The organism is Flavobacteriales bacterium, from assembly GCA_016712535.1.
Taxonomy (GTDB): domain Bacteria; phylum Bacteroidota; class Bacteroidia; order Flavobacteriales_F; family PHOS-HE28; genus PHOS-HE28.
The window spans coordinates 205,514-229,643 of record JADJQW010000003.1 but is presented as its reverse complement, the minus strand read 5'-3'; the positions used below and the strand labels follow the sequence as shown (position 1 = coordinate 229,643).

At 62.5% G+C, this 24,130-nt stretch carries 17 protein-coding genes; 7 read left to right on the top strand and 10 right to left on the bottom strand.

All coding sequences use genetic code 11. From position 1 onward, the window contains the following. Positions 1 to 7: 7 nt before the first annotated feature. A complete protein-coding gene (locus tag IPK70_11115; protein ID MBK8227712.1) occupies positions 8 to 2,977 on the top strand; it encodes a T9SS type A sorting domain-containing protein in 2,970 nt (989 codons plus the stop codon). Positions 2,978 to 3,004: 27 nt separating this feature from the next. Here IPK70_11115 and IPK70_11110 read toward each other — a convergent pair whose 3' ends face one another. The 3 genes from IPK70_11110 to aroB all read right to left on the bottom strand — a co-directional run bounded on the left by IPK70_11110 (position 3,005) and on the right by aroB (position 7,098). Next, the gene (locus tag IPK70_11110; GenBank protein MBK8227711.1) at positions 3,005 to 4,681 is read right to left on the bottom strand and encodes a formate--tetrahydrofolate ligase; all 1,677 of its coding nucleotides are present in this window, start codon (positions 4,679 to 4,681) and stop codon (positions 3,005 to 3,007) included. 95 nt (positions 4,682 to 4,776) lie between these two features. Next, positions 4,777 to 5,997 (bottom strand): 3-phosphoshikimate 1-carboxyvinyltransferase, encoded by a 1,221-nt coding sequence (locus IPK70_11105; GenBank protein ID MBK8227710.1) that lies wholly within the window; start codon positions 5,995 to 5,997, stop codon positions 4,777 to 4,779. Between the two features lie 18 nt (positions 5,998 to 6,015). Next, on the bottom strand, positions 6,016 to 7,098 hold the full coding sequence (aroB, locus tag IPK70_11100; GenBank protein ID MBK8227709.1) for a 3-dehydroquinate synthase: 1,083 nt from the start codon (positions 7,096 to 7,098) through the stop codon (positions 6,016 to 6,018). Positions 7,099 to 7,172: 74 nt separating this feature from the next. On the opposite strand from aroB, the gene IPK70_11095 reads away from it, so the two are divergent. Next, positions 7,173 to 8,372, top strand: a complete 1,200-nt coding sequence (locus tag IPK70_11095) for a proline dehydrogenase family protein (protein MBK8227708.1) — start codon at positions 7,173 to 7,175, stop codon at positions 8,370 to 8,372. 18 nt (positions 8,373 to 8,390) lie between these two features. Here IPK70_11095 and IPK70_11090 read toward each other — a convergent pair whose 3' ends face one another. Further along, positions 8,391 to 10,157 (bottom strand): ABC transporter ATP-binding protein, encoded by a 1,767-nt coding sequence (locus IPK70_11090; protein ID MBK8227707.1) that lies wholly within the window; start codon positions 10,155 to 10,157, stop codon positions 8,391 to 8,393. Then, positions 10,154 to 10,936 carry a tRNA pseudouridine(38-40) synthase TruA gene (truA, locus tag IPK70_11085; protein ID MBK8227706.1) on the bottom strand — a complete coding sequence of 261 codons (783 nt, stop codon included), beginning with the start codon at positions 10,934 to 10,936 and terminating at the stop codon, positions 10,154 to 10,156. Before truA ends, IPK70_11090 begins: the two co-directional genes overlap by 4 nt. Positions 10,937 to 11,069: 133 nt before the next feature. Between truA and IPK70_11080 the strand changes: the two genes are divergently transcribed. Further along, a complete protein-coding gene (locus IPK70_11080; GenBank protein MBK8227705.1) occupies positions 11,070 to 11,573 on the top strand; it encodes a metallophosphoesterase family protein in 504 nt (167 codons plus the stop codon). Positions 11,574 to 11,576: 3 nt separating this feature from the next. Here the strand turns inward: IPK70_11080 and IPK70_11075 are convergent, their stop codons facing one another. From IPK70_11075 to IPK70_11065, 3 genes are read right to left on the bottom strand one after another with little or no spacing between them, the layout of a single operon-like run. Further along, positions 11,577 to 14,198, bottom strand: coding sequence for a PKD domain-containing protein (locus IPK70_11075; GenBank protein ID MBK8227704.1), 2,622 nt, complete (start codon positions 14,196 to 14,198; stop codon positions 11,577 to 11,579). A 16-nt stretch (positions 14,199 to 14,214) separates the two neighbouring features. Next, complete coding sequence (locus IPK70_11070) at positions 14,215 to 16,080, bottom strand: gliding motility-associated C-terminal domain-containing protein (protein MBK8227703.1); 1,866 nt, start codon at positions 16,078 to 16,080, stop codon at positions 14,215 to 14,217. Positions 16,081 to 16,082: 2 nt separating this feature from the next. Next, entirely contained in the window at positions 16,083 to 16,400 is a 318-nt protein-coding gene (locus tag IPK70_11065; GenBank protein MBK8227702.1) for a hypothetical protein, read from the bottom strand. On the opposite strand from IPK70_11065, the gene IPK70_11060 reads away from it, so the two are divergent. Further along, positions 16,399 to 19,110 (top strand): PD-(D/E)XK nuclease family protein, encoded by a 2,712-nt coding sequence (locus tag IPK70_11060; GenBank protein MBK8227701.1) that lies wholly within the window; start codon positions 16,399 to 16,401, stop codon positions 19,108 to 19,110. The two genes, IPK70_11065 and IPK70_11060, sit on opposite strands and share 2 nt — an antisense overlap. A gap of 54 nt (positions 19,111 to 19,164) precedes the next feature. Here the strand turns inward: IPK70_11060 and IPK70_11055 are convergent, their stop codons facing one another. Both IPK70_11055 and IPK70_11050 read right to left on the bottom strand, forming a co-directional pair. Continuing rightward, entirely contained in the window at positions 19,165 to 19,932 is a 768-nt protein-coding gene (locus IPK70_11055) for a T9SS type A sorting domain-containing protein (GenBank protein MBK8227700.1), read from the bottom strand. A gap of 265 nt (positions 19,933 to 20,197) precedes the next feature. Then, positions 20,198 to 20,887, bottom strand: coding sequence for a response regulator transcription factor (locus IPK70_11050; protein ID MBK8227699.1), 690 nt, complete (start codon positions 20,885 to 20,887; stop codon positions 20,198 to 20,200). Between the two features lie 51 nt (positions 20,888 to 20,938). On the opposite strand from IPK70_11050, the gene IPK70_11045 reads away from it, so the two are divergent. Genes IPK70_11045 through menD form a run of 3 tightly spaced genes read left to right on the top strand, consistent with a single transcriptional unit; the run spans position 20,939 to position 24,130 of the window. Beyond that, positions 20,939 to 21,358: a hotdog fold thioesterase gene (locus IPK70_11045; protein MBK8227698.1), complete on the top strand. Its 420-nt coding sequence runs from the start codon at positions 20,939 to 20,941 to the stop codon at positions 21,356 to 21,358. Next, positions 21,322 to 22,428, top strand: a complete 1,107-nt coding sequence (locus tag IPK70_11040) for a chorismate-binding protein (GenBank protein MBK8227697.1) — start codon at positions 21,322 to 21,324, stop codon at positions 22,426 to 22,428. The genes IPK70_11045 and IPK70_11040 overlap by 37 nt, the downstream gene beginning before the upstream one ends. Positions 22,429 to 22,447: 19 nt before the next feature. Next, positions 22,448 to 24,130: a 2-succinyl-5-enolpyruvyl-6-hydroxy-3-cyclohexene-1-carboxylic-acid synthase gene (gene menD / locus IPK70_11035; protein ID MBK8227696.1), complete on the top strand. Its 1,683-nt coding sequence runs from the start codon at positions 22,448 to 22,450 to the stop codon at positions 24,128 to 24,130.

The following is a 24,130-nucleotide window of genomic DNA, read 5'->3' as shown; positions in this document are numbered from 1 at the left end:
CACGGTCATGCGCAGACGATCGGTGATACTGGCATTGCTGCTCAATGCATCAACCCAAGCCCAATCCCCCACGCTCGACTGGACGGAGACCATTCCCAATGTGACGACGCCCGGCGATTACCCATCCGTGGGATCGGCTGACGGATCCTCGGATGGCACGCTGTACATCAGCGGCGGATCGAACGGAGCCTTCAACATCGTAGGCGATACCCTCGTGGGGCAACACTACGTGGCTCGCTTCGATACATCTGGAACATTGCTGTGGGCGAGGACCGCGCTCACAGGCAAGGTCGCCGCCGCGGGGTCAGACGGGGTGTACGTGGCAAGCAAGTTCACCGGCACCCTGAACTTCGGCGGCACCACGCTCACGGCCACAGGATCGGATGCGATCATCGCTCGCTTAGATGTGAACGGCCAGCCGCTGTGGATCCGGCAGATGGGCGGCGCCGGCAGCGATGGTGCGACGGACATCGCCGTGGACGGTCTTGGGCGCGTGCATGTCAGCGGTTATTTCCAGGGCACTGCCGCCTTCGGCGCCACGAACCTCATCGCCACGCATGACAGCACCGGCTTCCTCGCCACCCTCGATGCGAACGGCAATTTCCTCTGGGCGGCGCGGGTGGGCGGCGTGAGCAATCCCCTGCCCTGGCAATCGAAGGCCGTCGCGATAGCGTGCGATGCCACCGGGAACACCTACGCGGCCGGTGTATTCGATGGCACGGGCACCTTTGGCTCATTGAACCTCACTGCCTTGCAGGCGGACGATGTGTTCCTGGCCCGTTTCGATGCGAGCGGCACCTGCACCTGGGTGCAGCAGATGGGCGGCGACGCCAATGCAGTGACCGGCTTGGGCCTGAACTCCGGCAGTGGCATTTACCTGTGCGGCATGTACACCAGTGCCACGGCCACCTTCGGGAGCACCACACTGCCGAACGCGAACACCGGGAATACGGACATCTTCCTCACCTACTGCGATGCCAGCGGTGCTCCGCAATGGGCCCAAAGGCTTGCCGTGAATACCCTTGGTGAAACTGCCTCCAGCCTCTCGGTGGACGCAGCTGGCAACGCATGGATCTGCGGAGATCAACTCGCGACTTCCGATTACGGCAGCATCACATTGGTAGGCAGCGGAATGTTCCTCACGGAAGTTGATCAGACCGGCGCGTTCCTGCAGGCCGCACGGCTCACATCGGCCTACGTAGCGACGCACACGCTCGGGCCGGAAGGCGGGCACTACGTGTTCGGACAATTCTTCACTGACTGGTTCGATGCCACGGATTCGACCTTGGTTGGTGGGCTGACACCGGCCTATGAAGGCTACCTGGCCCGTTACCATGAGAGCATCTCATTCCAGTGGCTCGCACGTTGCGGCGTTCATCGAGCCACGTACGATGGAATGTCGGACATCGCAGTGGATGATCTTGGCAACAGTTATGTCGGCGGTCACTTAAGCACCAGCGCGATCGTGTGCGACGATACACTCGTGGTGGGGATCGACAAAGTCGCGCTGATCGTGGGCGAGCGCGATCCATCGGGCGCATGCGTATGGACCCGTCTTATCCGGACCACCCAACCGTTCGGATTGAACACCGAAGCGCGCATCACCGGCATCGCTCGCGCGGCGAACGGCGACGTCGTGATCGCTGGCCATTTCCAAGGCATGCTCGACTTCGGTGGGGCCAGCCTGCAGACCCAAGACGGCAAGGACCTTTTCGTAGCTCGATACGACATGAACGGCAATCTGCTTTGGGCACATAGCGAGGGCAGCAGCGGGAATCAGGAAGCGACCAGCGTGGAGGTGGATGCCGCAGGGAACGTGATCGTGGTCGGCACGTTCACCGATGCGTTCACCATCGGCGGAACCACGCTCACCAGTGCTGGTCTGAGCGATGGCTTCATCGCGAAATACAACCCAGCGGGCACCAGCTTGTGGGCCCAGGCCTTCGGCGGAACCAGCTGGGATGCGGCCGGACGCGTGGCTTGTGACGCTGCGGGCAACATCCATGTCACCGGCCAGTACACCACCGCCTGCAGCTTCGGCCCCATCACGGTGAACGGCACCAGCGATCGCGACCTGTTCGTGGCGAAATACAATGGCGCCGGCACGCCTCAATGGGCACTGGGCAGCACCGGGTCAGCGTGGAAGGAAGGCGTGGATGTCGCCGTGGCTGCCTCGGGTCAGGTGATCTTCTGCGGATGGCATACAGGCATCACCACCGTGGGCGGCAGCACGCTCACAGGTGACCCTTCCAGCAATTACGCGGTGGTGGGCAGCATCAACTCCAACGGCAGCCTTCAATGGCTCAAGCAGTTCACTTCAACCCTGGGCAGCACGGGCGGCAGCCTGTCGATCCGTCCCGGTGGAGAATTGGTGCTGGCAGGTACGTTCTCCACCGACATCAACCTGGATGGCACCGTCGTAGCCGGTGGGATCGGCGTCATGGACCTGTTCATTGCCGGTCTGGAACCCACGGGTGACGTGGTCTGGTCGCAAACAGCCATCGCCACGAACGCGCTGGACGTGGTAGGTGGCGCGGTGGCCGCTGATGCTCAACACGTCTTTGTCGCAGGGGGCTTCGGCACTTATTCATTCGACCCCTCCTTCCCCGTGCCCGGCACGGTCACCTTCATGCCCGGCGACCCGTCTTCGCTGCGTTCGGCGCCGAACGCACTCGACGGCTTCATCGCGAAGTACACGATCCCCCAGTCCGTGGGCATCGCATCGCCCGATATGGGCTTCGCACTGGCCCTCTTCCCCAATCCGGTGGAGGATCTCCTCACCATCGCCTCTCCGATGCCGACCGACGGGAACGCCCCTATCGTCGTGCGCGACCTGTCAGGAAGGGAGGTGAAGGTGACGACCGAACGATCGGGCCGCATGATCAACGTGGATGCCGCTGGATTGGCGGATGGGGTCTATTCCATCACATTGCACACTGCACAGGGAACAGGCACGACCCGCTTCGTGAAGCGTTGAGCACCCGATCCCGCGTGCCCGTCCCTCTCAGCTCAACCCGCTGATCACGCCGTTGGCATCGATGTCCATGTGCTCGGCGGCGGGCACTTCCGGCAGACCGGGCATGCGCATGATCTCGCCGCAGATGGGCACTACGAAGCCGGCGCCGGCACTGATCTCGATGTCGCGCACGGTGATGCGGAAGCCGGTGGGCGCGGCGCGCAGCTCCTTGTTGTCGCTGAAGCTGTACTGCGTCTTGGCCATGCAGATGGGCACGTTGTTAAGCCCGAGCTTGTCGATGCGGCGCAATGCGGTCTCGGCATCGCCGCTGTAATCCACGCCATCGGCGCGGTAGATCTCCTTCGCGATGGTCGCGATCTTGTCCTTGATCGAGAGGTTCAGGTCATACAACGGCTTGAAGTCGCTCTTGCCTTCCTCGATCACGCGGAGCACAGCGGTCGCGAGATCGGTCATGCCGTCTCCGCCCTTCGCGAAGCCCTGCGCGAGCATCGCCTCGGCGCCACGTTCGGTGCAGTACGCCTTGACCATGTCGATCTCCTCGGGCGTGTCCGTGGGGAAGTGGTTGATGGCCACCACCGCCTTCACGCCGAACTTGGCGATGTTCTCGATGTGGCGGCCCAGGTTGGCGAGACCGGTCTTCAGCTTGTCGGGCGCGGCGGTGTTCACCTCCTTCACGTCAACCCCGCCGTGATAGCGCAGGGCGCGCACCGTGGCCACGATCACTGCGGCAGCCGGCTTCAGGCCCGCAGCGCGGCACTTGATGTCGAAGAACTTCTCGGCGCCCAGGTCAGCCCCGAAGCCCGCTTCAGTGACCACGTAGTCCCCGAGGCTCAGGCCCATCTTTGTGGCGAGGACGCTGTTCACCCCTTGCGCGATGTTGGCGAAGGGACCTCCATGCAGGATCGCCGGATTGCCTTCGAGCGTCTGCACCAGGTTCGGCTTGATGGCGTCCTTCAGCAGGATGGCCATGGCGGCCTCGGCCTTCAGGTCGCGGGCATACACCGGCGTGCGGTCCCAGCGCTGGCCCACATAGATGTCGCCGAGGCGCTTCTTAAGGTCCTCGAAAGAGGTGGCCAGGCACAGGATCGCCATCACCTCGCTCGCAGGCGTGATGTTGAATCCATCCTCGCGCGGCACTCCGCCGTTCACGCCGCCAAGCCCGATGGTGATCTTCCGCAGGGCGCGGTCGTTCATGTCCATCACGCGTTTCCAGGCGATGGTGCGCGGGTCGATGCCCAGGGATCGCTTGCGGTTCTGCAGGTTGTTGTCGATGAGCGCCGCGAGAAGGTTGTTGGCCTTCTCGATGGCGCTGAAGTCTCCGGTGAAGTGGAGGTTGATGTCCTCCATGGGCACCACTTGCGCATAACCGCCGCCGGCGGCGCCGCCCTTCATGCCGAAGACCGGACCGAGCGAAGGCTCGCGCAGCACCACCACGCTCTTCTTGCCGAGCTTGCTCAGCCCTTCGTGCAGGCCGATGCTGGTGGTGGTCTTTCCCTCTCCTGCGGGTGTCGGGCTCACCGCGGTGACGAGGATGAGCTTGCTCTTCGCGAGCCTCTTCTCGTCGATGAGGTTGATGGGGAGCTTCGCCTTGGTGCGGCCGTAGGGCTCGATCACTTCCGGGTCGATCCCGAGGTTCTTCGCGATCTCAGCGATTGGCTTCATCCGCGCGGCTTGCGCGATCTCGAGGTCGGTGGGGAAGGGCATGGGGAAGACTGGAAGTTGCTCCTTCGTTCCGCTCGGAGTGACCGTGTGAAGGAGGTATGAAATGAATCGGGACCGGTCGAAGATCGCAATCGCCCTCACTCGTGCAACTGCACCCCGAATCCCGCGCTCTGAAGATCTACCCAGAAGCCCGGATAGCTCTTGGTCACCACCTGCGGATCACTGATGATGATGGTGCCGAGTTTCAACGCCAAAGGCGCAAGAGCCAACGCCATGCGGTGATCGTGGTCGGGGTCGAAAGGCGCGTCCACCGGATGTGTGATGCCCTCCTTCACCGCGAACGCGCCATCGGCGAAGGCGGCGTCACCTCCCATGCGTTGGATCGCATCGGCCACGGCTTGCAGGCGATCGGTCTCCTTCACGCGAAGGTTGTCGAGGCCGGTGAGCACCGCAGGCTGGCCCAGCGCGGCCAAGGTGAAGGCCAGCGGCTGGAAAAGATCGGGCACCTGCTTCAGGTTGCGCGGGAGCTCCTCCCATGTGCCGGGTGATGCGCGATGGCTGATTCGCGCGCCTGCATCGGTGAATTGGGTTTCCACCCACGGCGCCCAGAGCTGTTGCGCCTCGCGATCGCCTTGCATGGTGTCGTCGGTGAGGCCTTGCAGCACGAGCTCGCTGCCGGGACAGAGCGAGACGATCTCGCACCAGAATGCAGCGCTGCTCCAATCCGGCGGCACGGTGATCGGCGCGGGGATGTAATCACCGGGGTCCACGCGCACGCCATCGAGCTCCAGCCGCGGATAGACGCCGAAGTGCGCGAGCATCTTGAGCGTCATGTGCACGAAGGGCTCGCTCAGCCGCGTACCGGTCCAGCGCAGGGTGAGGCCCTCGTGCATGCGCGGCGCGATCATGAGCAGGGCGCTCAGGTATTGGCTGCTGATGGGGGAGTCGAAGCGCACCTCTCCGCCTTTCAATGCCCGGCCGCGCACGCGGAAACCCTCGGGCACGCGCTCGATGTCGGCGCCGAGCCGCTGCAGCGCATGTACCAGATCATCGTGCGGCCGTTCGAGCAATCGCGGGATGCCGGTGAGCACGTGCTCTTCCCCTTCGCGCACGCTGGCCCAAGCGAGCAGGAAGCGGAAGGTGGTTCCGCCTGCCCCGCAGTCCATCACTACGGGTCCCTCGCTGAGCAATTCGCGCATCACCCGCGTGTCGTCGCCGTCACTTAAGCCGCTCACCAGGTCCAGGTCTCCGCAAAGCGAAGCCATGAGCAAAGCGCGGTTGCTGATGCTCTTGCTGCGGGGCAGGGCGATGCGGGCGCGGATGGTCGCGGATGGGCTTGTGATGGTAATGGAAGGCATCGGCGGCAAAGTTGGACCTCAGCCCCGGACCAGCAGCCGGTAGTGCTCCAGCGCTTCGTGCACCTGCGCGGCAGTGATCGCCGCATCGACCTGCGCGCTGCCTATGCCCGTGAGCAGCGTGAAGTGGAACTGACCGCCGGAGTTCTTCTTGTCGTTGCGCATGAGCTCGATGATGCGGTGGTGCTCATCGCCCTGCAAGGCGAAAGGCCTGTAAAGCGAGAGCAGGTGCGCGGCGATCCGGTCGTTGTCCGCGCGCGGCAGCAGGCCCTGCCGCCAGCTGAGCCAGGCCTCGCAGATCATGCCCATGGCAACGGCTTCGCCGTGCAGCAGCGCACGCTGCGGGCTCTCCCAGGAGTATGCCTCGATCCCGTGCCCGATGGTATGCCCGAAGTTCAACAGCTTGCGCATTCCGCCCTCGCGGGGATCCTCTTTCACCACTTCGGCCTTGATGGCCGCGCTGCGCTCCACCAGCGGCGTGAGCGCATGCAGGTCGTGCAACGGCGCTTCGCGCAGCGCTTCGTAGTGGGATGCATCGCGCACGAGGCCGTGCTTGATCATCTCGGCCACGCCATTGAGCAGCTCGCGTTTGCCCAAGCTCTTCAGGAAGGGCACGTGCACATACACGCCCATGGGATCATGGAACACGCCCACCACGTTCTTCACGCCGCCGAGGTCGATGCCCGCCTTGCCGCCGATGGCCGCGTCGACCATGCCCATGAGCGTGGTGGGCACATGCATGCATCGGATGCCGCGCTTGTACGCGCCAGCGATGAAGCCACCGAGATCGGTGACCACGCCGCCGCCCAGGCAGATCAGCAACGCCTCGCGATCGGCAGCGCGCGCGGTGAGGTGCTGCCAGATGTCCTGGCACACGGCCAAGCCCTTGCTCGCTTCCCCTGCCGGCACGCCGATGGTCTCCGCTTCGCGCAGGCGCGGCGAATGGGCCAGCAGTTCCGGCAAGCAGTGCCGAAGGGTGTTCTCATCGCCCAGGATGAAATGCGCGCTGGCCTCAGCCTCCTTCACATCTTGGTCGAGGGCGCGCAAGGCACCAGCGCCAAGCGCCACCGGATGGCGCCCGGCATCCATGACAATTGCTTCCACGCGCTTCGGGACCATCTCTACTTTTGGCCGCCCTTCAGCAAAGCCTTCCGGCCAAAGGAACGAAGGAAGCCCTCATGCCGTCCACGGCCCCTGCGCCTCCCATCTCGGTCCCCGATCTCGGCGATACGCGCATCGCGTTCCGTCAGTACACCGATCGCGGCCTGCTTCGCGCCTACTGGCTCTTCCGCATCATCGGCATCCCCTGGCTCAACGCCACCGGACGCGTGCTCACGCAAGCAGCCCTTGCGCTGCGCCTTCCGATCGGTTGGGCGGTGAAGGCCACGCTCTTCAAGCACTTCTGCGGTGGGGAGACCATCGATGAGAGCCTGCTCACCGCGCAGAAGCTCGGCGATGTGGGCGTCGGCACCATCCTCGATTACAGCGTGGAAGGCCAGGAGGACGACGATTCATTGGATCATACTTGCGACGAGATCCTGCTCACCATCGCGGCGGCCAAGCAGCGCACGGACATTCCCTTCAGCGTATTCAAGGTCACAGGCCTATCGCCCACGGCGCTGTTGGAGAAGATCAGCAGAAACGACGCGCTCAGTGCGGATGATGCGCACGAATGGCAGCTGGTGCAAGGACGGGTGGAACGGATCTGCCAAGCCGCGCACGATGCGGGCATCCCCGTGCTCATCGATGCCGAGGACAGCTGGTACCAGCCCGCGATTGATGCACTGGCCACGCGCATGATGGAGCGCTTCAATAAGGAGAGCGCCATCGTGTTCAACACCATCCAGCTCTACCGCCACGACCGGCTCGCCTTCCTGAAAGCCTCCTTCGCCGCTGCCGAGAAAGGCGACTACCACCTCGGCGTTAAACTGGTGCGCGGCGCCTACATGGAGAAGGAGCGTGACCGCGCGGCGGAAAAGGGCTACCCCTCTCCCATCCATGCCGACAGGGCCGCAGTGGACCGCGACTACGATGAGGCCTTGCGCTTCTGCGTGGCGCACATCGATCGCATGGCCGTGATGGCCGGCACCCACAATGAGCAGAGTTCCCTGTTGCTCGCGCGGCTCCTTGAAGAGCATGGCATCGCGCGCCACGACCGCCGCGTATGGTTCGCGCAGCTGCTAGGCATGAGCGACAACATCAGCTACAACCTGGCCGAAGCCGGCTACAAGGTGGCCAAGTACGTTCCCTACGGTCCGGTGCGCGCCGTGCTGCCCTACCTGATCCGCCGCGCGCAGGAGAACACCAGCGTGGCCGGGCAGATGGGAAGAGAGCTGAGGCTGATCGTGGCCGAAAGGAAGCGCAGGATGAAGGGCTGATGCCCGCCCTGTTCGCTCTCATCTGAACTGCAGCTCATACAGCTTCCTGTACGCGCCTTCCTGCGCCAGCAGCTCCTGGTGCGTGCCCTGCTCGATGATGCGGCCCTTATCGAGCACAAGGATGCGGTCAGCGTGCTGCACCGTGCTGAGCCGATGGGCGATCACGATGCTGGTGCGACCGCTGGTGATGCGCTCGGTGGCCTGCTGGATCAATTGCTCGCTGAGGCTGTCCACGCTGCTCGTGGCTTCATCGAGCACGAGCACGGCGGGCTTATGCACCGCCGCGCGGATGAAGGCGAGCAACTGGCGCTGGCCGGTGCTGAGGATGCCGCCGCGCTCGCCCACTTCGGTGTCGTAGCCCTTGGGCAGTTTCAGGATGAAGTCGTGCGCGCCCACTTCCTGCGCGGCCATGATCACCTCCGCACGGGTGATGGCCGGATCGCTCAGCGTGATGTTGTTGTGGATGGTATCGCTGAAGAGGAAGACATCCTGCAGCACCACGCTGATGGCGCGCCGCAATTCGCTCAGCTTGTATTCGCGGATGTCAGCGCCATCGAGATAAACGGCGCCCTTCTGATAATCGTAGGCACGGCTCAGCACGTTCACGATGCTGCTCTTTCCGCTGCCGGTGGCGCCCACGAGCGCGATCATCTGGCCCGCCTTCGCCTCGAAGCTGATATCGCGCAGCGCCCAATGCTCTTCTTCAGCCGAAGCCTCATCGGTGTAGGCGAACCACATCCCATCGAAGCGGATGTCGCCGCGCAGTCCGTCGACGCTCAAGGCCCCCTCGTCCGATAGGCCGGCATCCGTATCGAGCACCTTCATCACGCGCTCGCTGCCCACCATGCCCATCTGGAGCACATTGAAGCGGTCGGCCAGCTGGCGGATGGGCCGGAAGAGCATGTTGATGAAGAGGATATAGGCGAAGACATCACCAAGCGTGGCGAAGCCAGCCAGCACATCCTTCACGCCCCACCACACGAGGAAGCCGAGCGAGATGGCGCTGAGGATCTCGACAACCGGGAAGAAGATGCTGTAGGCGAGCACGCTGCGGATATGCGCCGCACGGTGCTCTTTGTTGATGGCCTTGAACTTCTCGTACTCCTGCTGCTCTCGCCCGAAGACCTGCACCACCGCCATGCCCTGTATGTGCTCCTGCACGAAGGTGTTGAGCCGCGCCACCTGCGTACGCACATCCTGGAAGCTCTTCTGGATGCTGTTCTTGAAGATGTTGGTGCTCCAGAGCAGCAAAGGGATGGGCACCATGCTGAGCAGCGCGAGCTTCCAGTTCACCACGAACATCACGGCCACCACCACGACGAGCTTCAGGATATCGCCCATGATCATGAGCAGCCCCTGGGAGAAGATGTCGTCGATGGTCTCGATGTCGCTGATCACGCGCGTCACCAGCTGGCCGATGGGCGTGCGGTCGAACCAGCGGAGCTTGTTTCCGATGATGCGGGCATAGAGCTTCTGCCGAAGATCGAAGGTGACGGCCTGCCCCAGCCAGGCGGTCCAGTAGGCCTGGTAGAACTGCACGATGGTCTCGATCACGAGCAGGGCCATCACCACGAGGGTCACGATCCACAGGCCGCGTGCATCGCCGGTAAGGGCGTAGTCATCGATCATGTCGCCCATGAGGAGCGGGCGCACCACGCCGAGCACCGCCAGGAAGATGGTGAGGGCGAACGTGGTCCAGAACAGCGCGCGGTAGGGCTGCGTGAACGCGAACACGCGCCCGAAGAGCTTGCGGTCGAATGCCTTGCCTTGTGCGGTGGAGCTCATCCCTGAAGTGGGCCGCGAAGATGGCTCGGCAGGAAGGGATACACGACATGCTCGAGGTAAAGCCCGCAGGCCGGCGCGCTCCGCCCGGCCTCATGCCTGTCCTTGGCGGCAAGCACCTCGGCCATGTGGCTGGCTGGCTGCTGGCCCTTGCCGATGCGCATGCTGGTGCCCACGATGGCGCGCACCATGTTGCGCAGGAAGCGATCGGCCTTGATGCGGAACACGTACCCGTTCGGTGCTTCGGCCCACACGGCTTCACGCACGTCGCAGATGCTGGTCCTCACATCGGTGCCCACCTTCTGGAAGCTGCTGAAGTCGCGCGTGCCGATGAGGGCCTTGCATCCTTCGTTCATCGCCGCCACATCAAGGGCGGGCCTCAGCTGGTGCGAAAGGTCCGTGAGGAAGGGATCCTTCTCCCGGTGGATCCGGTAGCAATAGCCGCGCTCCGTGGCGCTGAAGCGGGCATGCGCATCGTCGGGCACGGCGATCACGCGCTTCACGGCGATGTCGTCCGGCAGCAAGCTGTTCAGGCTGTACATGAAGCGATCATCCAGCGGCGCGTCGCTGGGCCCGTCGAAGTGCAGGAAGAACTGCGTGGCATGCACGCCGGTGTCGGTGCGGCCGCAACCGACCGCGTTCACCTTGTGCCGATGCAGCGCGAATTGCAGCGCGCGCTCAACTTCCGCCTGCACGCTGGGCGCGTCGGGCTGCCGTTGCCATCCGCGATAGGCCGTGCCGCAGAAAGCGATCTCGAGGAAATAGCGCGGGAGGATCTCCATGCAGGGCGGGGCGAAGGTATTTTCACGCTACTGCTTGAATGAGTCGAGGGTGGAGGGTTGAAGGTTGAGCTCGCCCACGTCAACCCTCAACCTGCCTTCGCTTCAACCTCCAACCTTCAGCCATCTTCGCCCCATGCCCCGCATCGGCCTGCTCTCCGACACCCACGGCTGGCTCGATCCGCGACTTCAGGATCACTTCGCCGAATGCGATGAGATCTGGCACGCCGGCGATATCGGCGATCTCAGCGTGACCGATGAACTGGCGAAGCGGAAGCCCCTGCGCGCGGTATGGGGCAACATCGACGATGTGAAGGCGCGTTCGACGTTTCCAGAGCACCAACGTTTCACGCTGGGCGGCGCGCGCGTCTGGATCACGCACATCGGCGGGCGCCCGCCGCGCTACGACCGTGCGGTGATCGACGAGCTGCGCCGCGACCCGCCGGACCTCTTCATCTGCGGGCATTCGCACATCCTGCTCGTGCAATTCGACCCCAAGCTGAATTGCCTTTACATGAACCCCGGTGCCGCTGGCCGGCATGGATGGCATACCATGAGAACGGCCATGCGCTTCACCCTCGAAGGCGGGAAACCGAAGGACCTGGAAGTGATCGAATTGGGGAAGCGCGGCGCAGCTTGATGTTCAGCGCAGCATGCTGAAGTGCCCACGGTACTCCTTCGCGTAGGCGCCCCACTCCTTCACGCGCGCCCAGAAAACGAACACGCTCGAGCTATACCCCGAGCCATCCCAGCCCTGCTCAGGATCATTGGTGCGGAAGACCTCGTTGCCCCAGCGGTCCCATATGGCCAGCTCATACTCGCGCGCACCCACCACGCTCGGGCGCCAGGCCTCGTTCTTCCCGTCGCCATCGGGCGTGAAGGCGGTCGGCGCATAGAAGAAATGGCCGCTCACGATCACCAGGCGCGCGGTGCTGTCCATGCAGCCATGCTCGGTGGTCACGATCTGCGTGATGGTGTACTGGCCGGGATCGGCGAAGGAGTGCGCGAAGGCTGAATCCGTCACTTCTTCACCTTCAATGGCGTAGAGCCACTCTGCAGCGAGCGAGCTGTAATCGGCGACCTCGATGCGGGGATCCATGATGCTCACCTCATCGGGCAGCGCCGTGAAGGCCGCAACGGGCTTCGGGAACACCTCGACCGCACCGGGCTTGTTGCGCGTAACGGTGGCCACGCAGCCGGTGCTGGTGCTGGCCGTGAGCGAGACCGAATAGCGCCCGGGATCCTGATAGATGTGCACGAGGGCTTCTGCCGTGGCGGTCGTTCCATCGCCGAGGTTCCAGAGCAAGGAATACGGTGTGGCGGCGGTGACCAATGCGTTGAACGGGAATTCCGCGCCCACGCAGGCCAGCGATCCATTGGTGAAATCGACCGTAGGCATCGGGAATACCGTCACCGAATCGGTGTAGCTCGCGGTGCAGCCGAACTCGGTCATGGTCAGCGTCACCGGGTAAGTGCCCACCTCCGGGAAGATGCCTTGCACGTTGAGGCTCGTTGATGCGTTCGGGAATCCGCTCAGGCCAAGATCCCAAGCAACGGTCGCGCTGCCTTGCGATCCGCTGGCATTCAGCAATGCCACTTCACCGGGACACCGGATCGGCGGGCGCAGGAAGAAGACCGGCGGTGGCAAATGGGCATCGAAGACACGGATGGCCGTATCGGCGCAAACGGGGCCATTCTGCGCGATCAGCGTCACGGCGTGGTAGCCAGGCACCCCATAGATCCAGGATGGCGACTCCTGCGAGCTGACATCCGCCGCAGTCCCTGGCTCACCGAAGTCCCATTGGTAGCTCGCGGCATCGACGCTCTCGTTGGCGAACGTGAAGCCGAGCGTATCGCAGAAGCTGTCCTGCTCAGCGAAGGCGGCGACCGGTTGCGGGTGCACTTGCAGGTTGGCGCTGAAGGTGCCGCTGCAGCCGAACTCGCTCACGGTAACGGTGACCTGTTGCGCGCCGATGGGCTCGAACTGCACGGTCGGCGCAATGCTCTGCGCGGTCTGGGGTGATGCGCCTGGGCCGAAGCTCCATTCGATGGTGGGCGCTATGCCGATGTTGCCCGCAAGGAGGAAATAGATTTCCTGCGGCCCGCACAATGGGGGCGGCACCGTGAAGGTGGGCTGAAGCGAAGGTGCTACGAGATAGTCGGCAACCGTGGTATCGGCGCAGGGAGCGCCCGGATTCGCGATCAACGTGACCGAGTAGGTGCCTGGCGCCGGATAGGTATAGCTCGGTTGCTGCGCGGTGCTCACATCAAGGGTGGTCGAGGGATCGCCGAAATCCCAAAGCCAGAACTGCCCGCCGATGCTCTGGTTGCTGAACGCCTGCGTGAGCGAGCAGGCTTGTCCAGGGCCTTGCGCAGCGATGATCGCGCTCACCGCCGCATTGCAAGGCACCACGCGGAACATGAAGTCGCGGCGGGAAATGCCCAAGAGGCTGCCATCGCGGAATTCGCTCACGCATACGCCGACCGTGAAGGTTCCTTGCAGCGTCGGGTGCACCGTTAGGACCCCGGTGGCGGGATCGATGGCGATGGGCGGCGCGCTGTTGATCGGATTGGCGCCGGAGTAACCGGCAGCCCAACTCACCGGATCGTAGGGCGGTGGTCCGGCCAGAGGAGCGGGATTGATATTATCGGCGCCTTGGAAAGGTGAGCAGAGCCCGTACACGAGCTGATCCCCATCGGGGTCGGTGGCGCTGTGGTCGAAGCTCATGTCCTGATCGAGGCACAGCGCGATGGGCGGATAGTCGTTGAAGCGCGGTGAGCTGTTCACATTGCTCGGCGGACCTGGGATCGAAATGGTGCAGGTAAGGCCCTGCTGGCCCGACAGGTTCACCATGGCCGGCGTGCGGCAGCAGCGCTGATAGCTGATCGTGTAGCCCCCTGGCGTAGGAGGAAGCGTGAATGTGTGGATGTAAACGGTGGTGCGGACGCATACGCTCGGGGGCGCCGTGAGGCAGGGGTCGTTGAGCGTGACCGGCACTACGGTCTCCCCCGGATCCGAAACGACGACATCGGTGAACAAGGCCCCATTGGCCGTGAACACCGCGATCTGCGCGCTGGCATCGAATGCCGTGTTATTGGTGTTGTCGGGGCCGCAATCGCGATAGAGCCGCAAGGTGACCTGATACTGGTTCCCGCCGAGGTGGTCGTAGTACATATCCCCGCCGATGATGTGCGTTGCCCATGCTGAACCGGCCATAGCGCATGCCAGAGCGCTGGTAGCGAATCGGTGCAGGGTGCGCATCATGGGATTCAGTTCACCATCAACGCAAAATCGTCACATGGCCGCTGTACTCGCGATCGTCGCTCAGGTACAGGACGTAGTAGTAGGTGCCATCTGGAACACCATCACCGCGCCATGTGTTCTTGTAGTTCAGCGTATCGTAAACCTTGTTGCCCCAGCGGGAATAGATGGTGAGCTCATTCGGGTAGTACTGCACATTGCTGATCTCGAAGAACTCATTGGCGCCATCGCCATTCGGGCTGAAGACGTTCGGGATCACGATGGGCCCGCCGAGCACCTCGTACATCATGCTAGCCTGGTCGCTGCATCCATCGGCTGTGGTGATGGTGAGCACCACCTCATAGTTGCCGGGCCAGCCGCCATTCCAATTCGCGATGGGGTCGGATGGCGCGAACACGCTGCCTTGCATGGCCCAATTCCAGTTGGTGATCACACCGCCATTGGGCGAGCTGGTATCGGTGAACACCACCGAGGTGCCGATCTGCTGGGGAGGCAACGGGTCGGCGATGAAGCTCGCGTCCGGGAGGCCATAATTCACCACATTGTCCGTGTAGAAGCCCGTGCATCCGTTCTGGGCCACGATCACCGTGACCTCGTGCGTTCCGGGCCCTGGGAACTGAACGGTAACGATGCTGTCCGTACTGGTCTCCGGCACGCTTCCGCTGCCCAGCTGCCAAAGGATGCTGGCACCCGCGTTGAAATCGCCTTCCGCCACCAGTGTTACGGGGTCATTGCCGCAGAAGGGCGGCGGCGGAATGATCACCGGCGATGGCGCCAAGTACAAGTCGTAGTTCACCACGATGGTATCAGCGCAAGTGGTTCCCGGATTCGCGATCAGGGTCACCGCATAGGTCCCTGGCCCGCTATAGCTCCAAACCGGATTCTGTTCCGTGCTGGTATCGAGGTCGCTGTTCGGATCGCCGAAGTCCCATTGGAATTCAGTGGCGCCAACACTGTTGTTCACGAACTGCACGCTCAAGCCTTGGCAGAACTCTGTCTGCTCCTGGATCGCAGACACCACCGTAGCATCGCAGGCCACCACTTTGAAAAGGAAATCGCGCCTGGTCTCGGTGAGCAGCTCACCGTTCCTGAACTCCTGCACGCGCACCCCAACGTTGAAGACGCCCTGCAGCGTAGGCGTAAGAGTGAGCAAGCCTGTAACCGGATCGATGGTGATGGCCGGGTCCGAATCGATCTGGTAGTTCTCATCGTAGCCCGCATCCCAAGGCACCGGATCGTAGGGCGGCGGGGCAGGCGGATTGGGTTGAGGTGCCCCGGCGGTTGCGCCATTCAATGGGTTGGCCAGCGAATACACGAGCGAATCGCCATCGGGATCGCTGGCGCTGTGGTCGAACGCGAGCGGCAGGTTGAGGCACAAGGCCACGGGAGGCAGCTGGTTGAAGCGCGGTGAACTGTTCACCGGCACGCTCGATCCGGGTATCCGGGTGGTCACGGTGATGCCGAGATCACCGGGACCGATCAGGTTCTCGATGATGCCCGTCCGGCAGCACCGCTGGTACGTGAGTATGTATCCGTTATCCGTCAGCGGCAGGTTGAAGGTCCCCGTGTACGAGGTGGACTCGATGCAGACATTCGGGGGCAAGGTGAGGCACGGAGATTCCAAGACAACGGGCACGACGGTGGCGCCCGGGAAAGAAAGCTGTTGGACTTGGAGCAACGAGAAATTCACCCCGTCGAACACCCCGATCGCGGCCTGCGCATCAAAGTCAACGGTCGCATCGCAATTGCGGTAGAGCTTCAGCGTCACGTTGTAGAGCCCACCGCCAAGATGGTCGTAGTACAATTCGCCGCCGATGATGTGGGTGGCGTTCACAGTGGGAGCTGCGAATAAGGCTAAGACCAGAACGCTAAGGAATCGATTCATGTTCATTCGACAGGTTCAGGGCCGCCGGGGTTGCCTGCCGGAGCTTGACCGGTGGTGAAGGTAGCGGAAGCCGTCCAAAGCTCAGCCCACGCATCCTCATCGAGCGGCTCAAAACGGCCATCGGTGCACGAAAGCATCTCAGCGATGCGAAGCTGCTCCGGATAAGGGGCCTGGTTCACCGCATGCCGCACCAGTCGACTGCCCACTCGCTGGACCTCCACGAAGTCCCGTGGCCCGTCGATCCGGTAGTAGTGCGCACCGCCCACCAGCTTCCTGAAGGCGGGGAAGCCCCAGAGGCCGATCCTATCTTCCGCCGCCATGGAGCATTTCCTTGATCGTTTAGCAGGCTTGCTCCTGGAGCACCATCACCGCGAATTGGATAGGGTGCTGGTCGTGCTTCCCAGCCGAAGGTCCGCCTTGCACCTGCGAAAGTACCTGGCCAAAAGGTCCGGCCACGCCCTTTGGAGCCCCGAAATGCTCGATCCGGGCGCTTTCCTGGAGCGCGTATCGGGCTGGCGGAAGGGCAAACCGGCTGACCTGCTGCTGGCGTTGCATCGTTGCCATCAGGAACTGGCCGGACCTTCTGCCCAGTCCTTGGTCGAATTCCTGGAGTGGGCGCCCACTACCCTGCGAGACTTCAGCGAGATCGATAACCACTTGCTCGACCTGGGAGACTTCTACCGCGATCTGCGCAACTATCATGAAATCGAGGAATGGAGCCTGCGCACAACTGAACCACTCTCCGAATCGCAGCAGCAAGCGGTGCAGCGCTGGGCCGAGACCAGAGAACTGCATCTGCGATTCGCCGAAGCCATGGCCGAACGCGGCTTGGGTACCGCAGGAACCATCGGGCGCGAAGCCGAGCGCAAGGCCAACATGCCCGATTGGCAATCGCCATGGGACATGGTGTGGGCCGCCGGCCTGAATGCCTTGGAGCCATCGCTGAAGTCGGTGCTCCGATCACTTCGAGAACGCAGCAAGCTTCGCGTCTGCTGGGATGCGGACACCTTCTATCTCGACAATAGCGACCATGAAGCGGGGCGATTCCTGCGTGAATCGATCAAGGCCTTGGGCCAAGGCGAAATCAGCGTTTCCGAAACGATCACAGGCGGAAACCGGAACGTGCAGCTCGTGTCCCTGCCGGATCGCATGGCCATGTGCCGATATGCGGCGCATTGGGCCGCGCAACTGCCGCCCCATGAACGAGACCAAGCCGCGGTCGTGCTCGCCGATGAGCAACTGCTGCTCCCCTTGCTTCAAGCGATGCCCAGCGACATCGGCCCCATGAACGTCTCCATGGGCGTGCCCGTGCAAGCACTCCCCTTGCACGGCCTTGCCGATCGATTCCTCCGGTACCACTTGCAAGCCGGTGGCCGTGTGCGAACCGATGAACTTACAGCCCTGCTCAACCATCCGTTGCTTCACCAAGGTGAAGCAACCAGCCGATTGGCGGCAGCGTTGACCAAGGACGGATGGCCGAGCCTGGATGCCTCACAAGCCCATGCCACGCTGCAAGAGTCCAGGCTCCCGGAAGCGGCGCTTGCTGCACTCAGTCCCACTTCGAAGGATCCTGATGCGCTTCTTCAGGCGTTATTCCGCTGGGTTGCCGCTGTCCGGCCAGATGACGCCTTGGCACGTGAGCAGGCCTACCACATGGCGGTGCTCCAGCGCGAGCTGCGCCTGGCCATGCAGCGCAACGAGGCGAATACCGCCACGCCAAGGGACATCATCACGGCCCGGGAAAGATTGATCGGTCAGGCGCGCATCAGCTTCTTCGGCGAGCCGTTGCGCGGCCTGCAAGTCCTAGGTGTGCTTGAGACTCGCGCGCTGTCATTCAAGCACGTGCTGCTCGTCGGAGCATCGGAGGGCATCCTGATCGGCCAGGACGGAACCCAGAGCTGGATTCCCTTTGACCTCAGGCGCCATTTCAAGCTCCCTTTGCGCGCGGATTCCGAAGCGGTCTCCTCGTATCATGTGCATCGGCTGCTGCAAGGTTCGGAGCATTTCATCATGGCCCATGCCCCGGCACCCGATGGCAGCGGATCCCCAGCGCGCTTCATGGAGCAATGGGAGCATGAATTCGGTGCTTCTTCGCGTATAAGCCTTTCCCGCAGGGTCGCCGCTGCGGGAACGCGATCGCATGCGAGGCCTGAACCCATCATCCGGAAGGATGCCAGGGTCATCGAACGCATCCAAGCGCTGATCGCCAGAGGTATCTCGCCCACGGCAATGGCCACCTGGCTGAGGTGCCCCATGGATTTCCACGCGAAGTACATCCTTGGGATCAACGAGCAGAAAGAAGTCGACATCGGGTTCGGTGATGATGTACTGGGCACAGCCGTTCATCATGCTGCCGAACGCATCTACAGTGGCTGGCTGGGTATCCCGTTGAGCCGGGAGCGGCTATTGGAGGCCGCACAGGGCGCTGATGAGCATGTGCGCACTGCCCTGGCCCGGTATTACCCGTTGGAAATGATCGAATCCGGCAGCTCGATGCTCCGCAGTTCCATGGCCGCTGCAGCCTTGCGCAGGGTGCTGCGTGCAGAAGCCGACCGGGCAGCGCTCGAAAGGACAATCCCTGTGGCGGTGGAGCACGAGATGAGCGCGGAACTGAGACCTGGCACCCGCATCAGGGGCATGGCCGACCGATTGGAGCGACGGGACGGCGTCCTCTGCGTGCTAGACATCAAGACTGGATCCTTTCATCATTCGAAAATACAGATGAAGGAACTGAGCCGAGGGCAGCTCTCGGCAGGGAAGCAACAAGCACTGCAGCTAATGATCTACGCTTCCTTGGCGCTTCATGGCGATGAATCGATCGACTCGGTGCAAGCGGGCATCATCCCATTGCGCCACAGTTCCCTGACCGATGCCGCTTGGCTGGACCTCGAAGGCAGCACCCTCATCAATCGAGCTCAGCTGACCAGGATCGATGACCTGCTCCTTGAACTGATCAAGGAGATGCTCGACCCGGACATACCCATCTCGCATGACCCCTCCAGCTCCTACTGCCACTGCTGCATAACCTGAGCAAAGAAACAGGGGGCCGAAGCCCCCTGTTCCCTCAGAATCCGATTGAGCGGACTACCGGTAAACGATCTTGTGCGTCGAGGTTTCCCCGTTGCGCTTAATCTTCAGATAGTAGACGCCGTTGCTCATGCTGGTGAGGTCCATCTCCTTACGGTAGGTTCCCTCGAAGTTGCGAAGCATGTCGTTGAAGACAACCTGGCCCAAGGCATTGACCACCTCAATCGTCACATCCGTCGCCGAGCCGACCGAGAAGGAGAAGGTGAACTGGCCATTGTTGGGGTTAGGGAGGATGCTCACGCTGCCATCCTCTTCGGCCGTGGCCAAGCCCTTATAGATGCTGCCGGTTACATCGCGGCCACCGAGCGAGATGTAATAGTCCGCGTTGTTCACTGCTTCCGCGGTGAATGCATCGTTCACGATCTCGAACTCACCCTTGCCGGTCACAGGCAGCGTAGCGATCACGGTTTCACTGCCCGCAGCCAAGGATGTCTCCAGTTCCATGAGCGGGAGCATTCCAAAGCCAGCATAGACCTGATAGTTGAACGCGCCGTGCTCGCGCACGGCCCCGCTCTTCGCCAGCGGCAGGAACTGCGCAGGAGCTCCTGCTTGGGTCAGCGTGCCCAAGCTCGCACCGGAATTGCGGTCCCAGCGCACGGCGAACACGATGCTGGAAACGATGCCATTGAAATTCTCCGTTGGGCGAATGCGCACTTCGAGCTTATCGCCGTTGCGGAAAAGGCCGATGTCGACCGTGCCTTGCGATGCGGCCGGTGCGATGGTGGCAGCGGCGATCATCGCGGTGAGTGCGGAGCGTAGTTTCATTTGGGAACGGATGAGTGTGTTGGCTGTCAAGTGGTAAAGCCGCCGCAAGATAGGTGAGTGCTTCATAGGCTGCAAGCTCTTGATGAAGCCGAAATGCTGACAGATTATGAAACCCCTTGGAAACCGAACAGGGGCCCTTTGGAAAGGACCCCTGCGCGGTAAACCTGCAAGGAATGATTGGAACCAGCCCAAAGTCAGGAAGAACGACCTTGGTTGGGAAGAAGACGGTGCCCGGCCGAATGGGTTGCCGGTGCGCCTGGAAAATTCAGGGTACGAACTTGTAGCCCACCCCTCTTACGGAGTGGAAGTGCCTGGGAATCCGGGAGTCCGGCTCGAAGTACTTCCTGAAGGCTACAATGAAATTGTCGATTGTCCGAGTGGTCGGGAAGACATTATAGCCCCAAACTTTCCGCAGGATCTCCTCCCGAGAGACCACCTCACCCGCCTTTTCAACGAGCAGTCGCAAGAGCAAGGCTTCACGATAGGTGAGCTGATAGGTGGTCCCATTCGTGCCCACAGCTTCGAACGCCGTGAAATTGATGCTGCCGCCACCGAATGTGAAAGTGTCCAGACCTTCCTTCTGATGAGCGCCCGTTCGGGCAACAAGCTTCCCCAATCGGAGCAGCAGTTCGGTCAGGTCGAAAGGTTTGCCCAGATGATCATCCCCGACGCGAAGTCCGCGGATCCTATCATCAGTCGCCGTGCGGGCAGTAAGGAAGAGCACGGGCACCTTATTCCCTTCCAACCTGATCGTCTCGATCACATTGAAACCATCGATTCCAGGCAGCATCACATCCATGATCACGGCATCGAAATGCGCCCCGCGCAGGCGCTCCAGTGCCTCTGGGCCTGTTTGCGCCGCTGTGACCGCGTAGCCCTCCAATTCCAGGTTCAGCCTGAGCGTGCTCCTGAGCGTGGGCTCGTCCTCAACCAACAGGATGCGCGCATTGGCCATGCCGCAAAGATGGTCCGGCACGGCCTACCGGAAGGCAGGTACTTTTGGCGCATGGCGTTCACCGTGCAACAAGCCGAGCAAGCGAATTCTCTCGGCGGAAAGACCCTCGTATCACACTTGGGCATTCGCTTCAGCGTGGACATGAGCGGCCACCTTTGCGCCACCATGCCTGTTGACTGGCGCACGGTGCAGCCCATGGGCCTGTTGCATGGCGGTGCCACTGCTGCCCTGGCCGAGACCTTAGGAAGCGTTGGCTCTGCGCTGATCGTAGGCGTGGAAGGCAAGGACACCGTTGGCATAGAATTGAACGTGAATCATCTGAAGGGCGTCCGCTCGGGCATGGTGACCGCCACCGGCGATCTGCTGCATAAGGGCCGGACCACGCATGTGTGGGACATCAAGGTAAGGAATGAGGCCGGAGAACTTTGTGCTGCATGCCGTCTCACCAACCTGATCATCGAACGGCATTGACCGGTACCGCGCTGATCGATGAGCTGATTCGCCGCAAGGCCACGTTCGCTGCTTTCCGGCTGCCCGGGGAAGATGCGCGCGCCTACGTGCAGCACAGCGCGGAATTGCAGACACCGCATCCAGGCCAGCAGTGCTTCGTGCTTGCTCCGTTCGACCCGGCCGAAGGACCCGTGCTCTGCATCAATCCGGACATAGTCCTTGCGATCGATGAAGACCGTGCGACTCTGAGCGGAATCGCGGAACGAACCGACGGACGAGAGCATACGCTGGTCCGCGGCCTTGATCGCGCAGGATACCGCAACGCGGTAGCGCAGTCCATCAACGCGATCCGAACCGGTCACCTGCAGAAAGTGGTGCTAGCCAGGACCATCGCAACAGAATTGGGCCACGTGACGACAGGGGCCTTGTTCCAAGCCGCATGCGCCGCTTACCCATCGACCTTCGTTGCCTTGGCGCGCACCAACCGCTTCGGAAAATGGCTCGGCGCCACACCGGAACGCTTGATCAGCGCTGAAAGGAACCGGATAGAAGCGGACTCCCTTGCCGGCACCTTGCCCGCTTCCCTCGCTCCAGGAACCGCGGAGGCTTGGGGCGAAAAGGAGCGCGAGGAGCAGCGGATCGTCACCGCAGAGATCGCCGATTGCCTGCTGGCTAACGGGGCCCGCGAAGTGCGGGTGGATGAACCGGCTGTGAAACGCTCTGCGAACCTGGCGCACCTTCATACACGGATCACGGCGATCAGTGAACAGCAAGACGCGCTTCGCCTCGCTGCGGCCCTGCACCCCACACCAGCAGTTGGCGGCAAGCCCGCTTCCGAGGCCTTTGAGCAGATCCGTGCACTGGAACCAAGGCCCCGATCGCTGTACGCTGGCTATTGGGGTCCGGTGGAGGCGGAACAGGCTCACCTCTTCGTGAACATCAGATGCATGGAGATCGCCGGACAGAGCGCATTGGTTCATGTCGGCGCAGGCATCACCGGCTCTTCGGACCCCGAAGCCGAGTGCAACGAAGTGGAGCTGAAGGCACGATCCTGGCTCAGCTTGATCGAAGAGCTCGGCAACCGCCGGTAGCTTAGGCGCCACAATCAGCATGACGACATCTGATCACCCAGCCGCTGCGGAACTCGCGCGGCTCTGCTTGGCCAAGGGCATCCGCCACGCGGTGATCAGCCCTGGATCGCGCAGCGCCCCGCTGGTAGTCGCCTTCAGCAAGCTTGAGGGCATGCAGTGCCTGCAGGTCATCGATGAGCGCAGCGCGGCCTTCTTCGCTCTGGGCATGGCGCAGCAGCTCCACGCTCCGGTCGCGATGATCTGCACCAGCGGCAGCGCCGTCTTGGATTATGGTCCCGCGATCGCTGAGGCTTTCTATCAGCGCGTGCCGTTGCTGGTGATCACAGCCGATCGACCGGAGGAATGGGTGGATCAGGGCGAAGGGCAGGCCATCCGCCAACAAGGCGTGCTTGCGCTGCACATGAAGAAGAGCGTGCAGCTGCCGAGGCTCGCAAGCGATGATCTGGCTCGCTGGCATTGCGGTCGCTTGATCAACGAAGCCATCGACGCCACGCTCCTCCCCGTTCCCGGTCCGGTGCATGTGAACGTGCCCTTCGCAGAACCGCTGTACAACACTGTCGATCACGTCGGGGATACGAAAGTCATCGCACAGGTGATGACCGAGCCCTTCATCCTGCCTGAGCATGCGCGCTGGCTCGTCGGCCAATTGAGCTCCTGCAAGAAGGTGATGGTGCTGGCGGGCCAGGGCATCTGGAGCGAAGGCTTGAAGAAGCAGCTCATGCAGCTCGCCTCCTTGCCGCAGGTGACCGTGATGACCGAGGCCACCAGCAACCTGGACGATGCCGCCTTCATCACCTGCATCGACCGCGCGATAGAAGGCGTCAATGCCGCGAATGAACCTGACCTTAAGCCGGACTTGCTGATCACGTTCGGCGGGGCCGTGGTGAGCAAACGCATCAAAGGCCTCCTGCGCGCATGGAAGACCGCTCAGCATTGGAACATCGACCTCGGGCAGCGCCATTACGACACCTATCAGAGCCTCACGCACGATATCGCGGTCTCTCCCGAGGTTTTCTTCGCGCAGCTGACCGGAAGCGTGATCGGCGGCGAGAGCATCTATGGCGAGGCGTGGCGCATGGTGGATGACCGGGAAAGAAGGAAGCACGATGCCATCCTCAGTGATACGCCTTGGTGCGACCTGAAAGCCTTCGAGGCCATCCTTGCGCGGATCCCCGAGGGCAGCGATGTGCACCTGGCCAACAGCACGCCGGCGCGTTACGCGCAGCTGTTCGACCGAAAGCCTGGGCTGCGCTGGTTCAGTAACCGCGGCACCAGCGGCATCGATGGCTGCACGAGCACGGCGGTGGGCAGCGCCTTCGCTTCGCAGCGGCCCACCACGCTGATCACGGGCGACACGGCCTTCCTCTACGACAGCAATGCCTTCTGGAACGCGCACATCTCCCCTGCCTTGCGCATCATCATCATCGACAACGGCGGCGGCAACATCTTCCGATACATCGAAGGGCCGGACACGCATCCCGAATTGCTGAAATGGTTCGAGGCGCCGCACGGCCGCGATCCGCTCGCGCTGGTGAAGAGTTACGAGCTGCCGTGGATGGAAGCGAAGGATGAAGGCGCGTTGCAGAGAGCGTTGGAATGGCTCTATGGCGAGCACATTAAGCCTGGAGTGCTTGTGGTGCGCACGGATGCGGAGCTGAGCCCGAAGGTGCTTCGGGAGTATTTCAAGAAGCTGCGCGCTTGA

Excerpts from the sequence above, each read along its gene's own strand:
- IPK70_11115 (MBK8227712.1), top strand. The coding sequence starts at position 8 with ATGCGCAGACGATCGGTGATACTGGCATTGCTGCTCAATGCATCAACC.
- IPK70_11110 (MBK8227711.1), bottom strand. The coding sequence starts at position 4,681 with ATGCCCTTCCCCACCGACCTCGAGATCGCGCAAGCCGCGCGGATGAAG.
- IPK70_11105 (MBK8227710.1), bottom strand. The coding sequence starts at position 5,997 with ATGCCTTCCATTACCATCACAAGCCCATCCGCGACCATCCGCGCCCGC.
- IPK70_11095 (MBK8227708.1), top strand. The coding sequence starts at position 7,173 with ATGCCGTCCACGGCCCCTGCGCCTCCCATCTCGGTCCCCGATCTCGGC.
- IPK70_11090 (MBK8227707.1), bottom strand. The coding sequence starts at position 10,157 with ATGAGCTCCACCGCACAAGGCAAGGCATTCGACCGCAAGCTCTTCGGG.
- truA (MBK8227706.1), bottom strand. The coding sequence starts at position 10,936 with ATGGAGATCCTCCCGCGCTATTTCCTCGAGATCGCTTTCTGCGGCACG.
- IPK70_11080 (MBK8227705.1), top strand. The coding sequence starts at position 11,070 with ATGCCCCGCATCGGCCTGCTCTCCGACACCCACGGCTGGCTCGATCCG.
- IPK70_11075 (MBK8227704.1), bottom strand. The coding sequence starts at position 14,198 with ATGATGCGCACCCTGCACCGATTCGCTACCAGCGCTCTGGCATGCGCT.
- IPK70_11070 (MBK8227703.1), bottom strand. The coding sequence starts at position 16,080 with ATGAATCGATTCCTTAGCGTTCTGGTCTTAGCCTTATTCGCAGCTCCC.
- IPK70_11060 (MBK8227701.1), top strand. The coding sequence starts at position 16,399 with ATGGAGCATTTCCTTGATCGTTTAGCAGGCTTGCTCCTGGAGCACCAT.
- IPK70_11065 (MBK8227702.1), bottom strand. The coding sequence starts at position 16,400 with ATGGCGGCGGAAGATAGGATCGGCCTCTGGGGCTTCCCCGCCTTCAGG.
- IPK70_11055 (MBK8227700.1), bottom strand. The coding sequence starts at position 19,932 with ATGAAACTACGCTCCGCACTCACCGCGATGATCGCCGCTGCCACCATC.
- IPK70_11050 (MBK8227699.1), bottom strand. The coding sequence starts at position 20,887 with ATGGCCAATGCGCGCATCCTGTTGGTTGAGGACGAGCCCACGCTCAGG.
- IPK70_11045 (MBK8227698.1), top strand. The coding sequence starts at position 20,939 with ATGGCGTTCACCGTGCAACAAGCCGAGCAAGCGAATTCTCTCGGCGGA.
- IPK70_11040 (MBK8227697.1), top strand. The coding sequence starts at position 21,322 with ATGCCGTCTCACCAACCTGATCATCGAACGGCATTGACCGGTACCGCG.
- menD (MBK8227696.1), top strand. The coding sequence starts at position 22,448 with ATGACGACATCTGATCACCCAGCCGCTGCGGAACTCGCGCGGCTCTGC.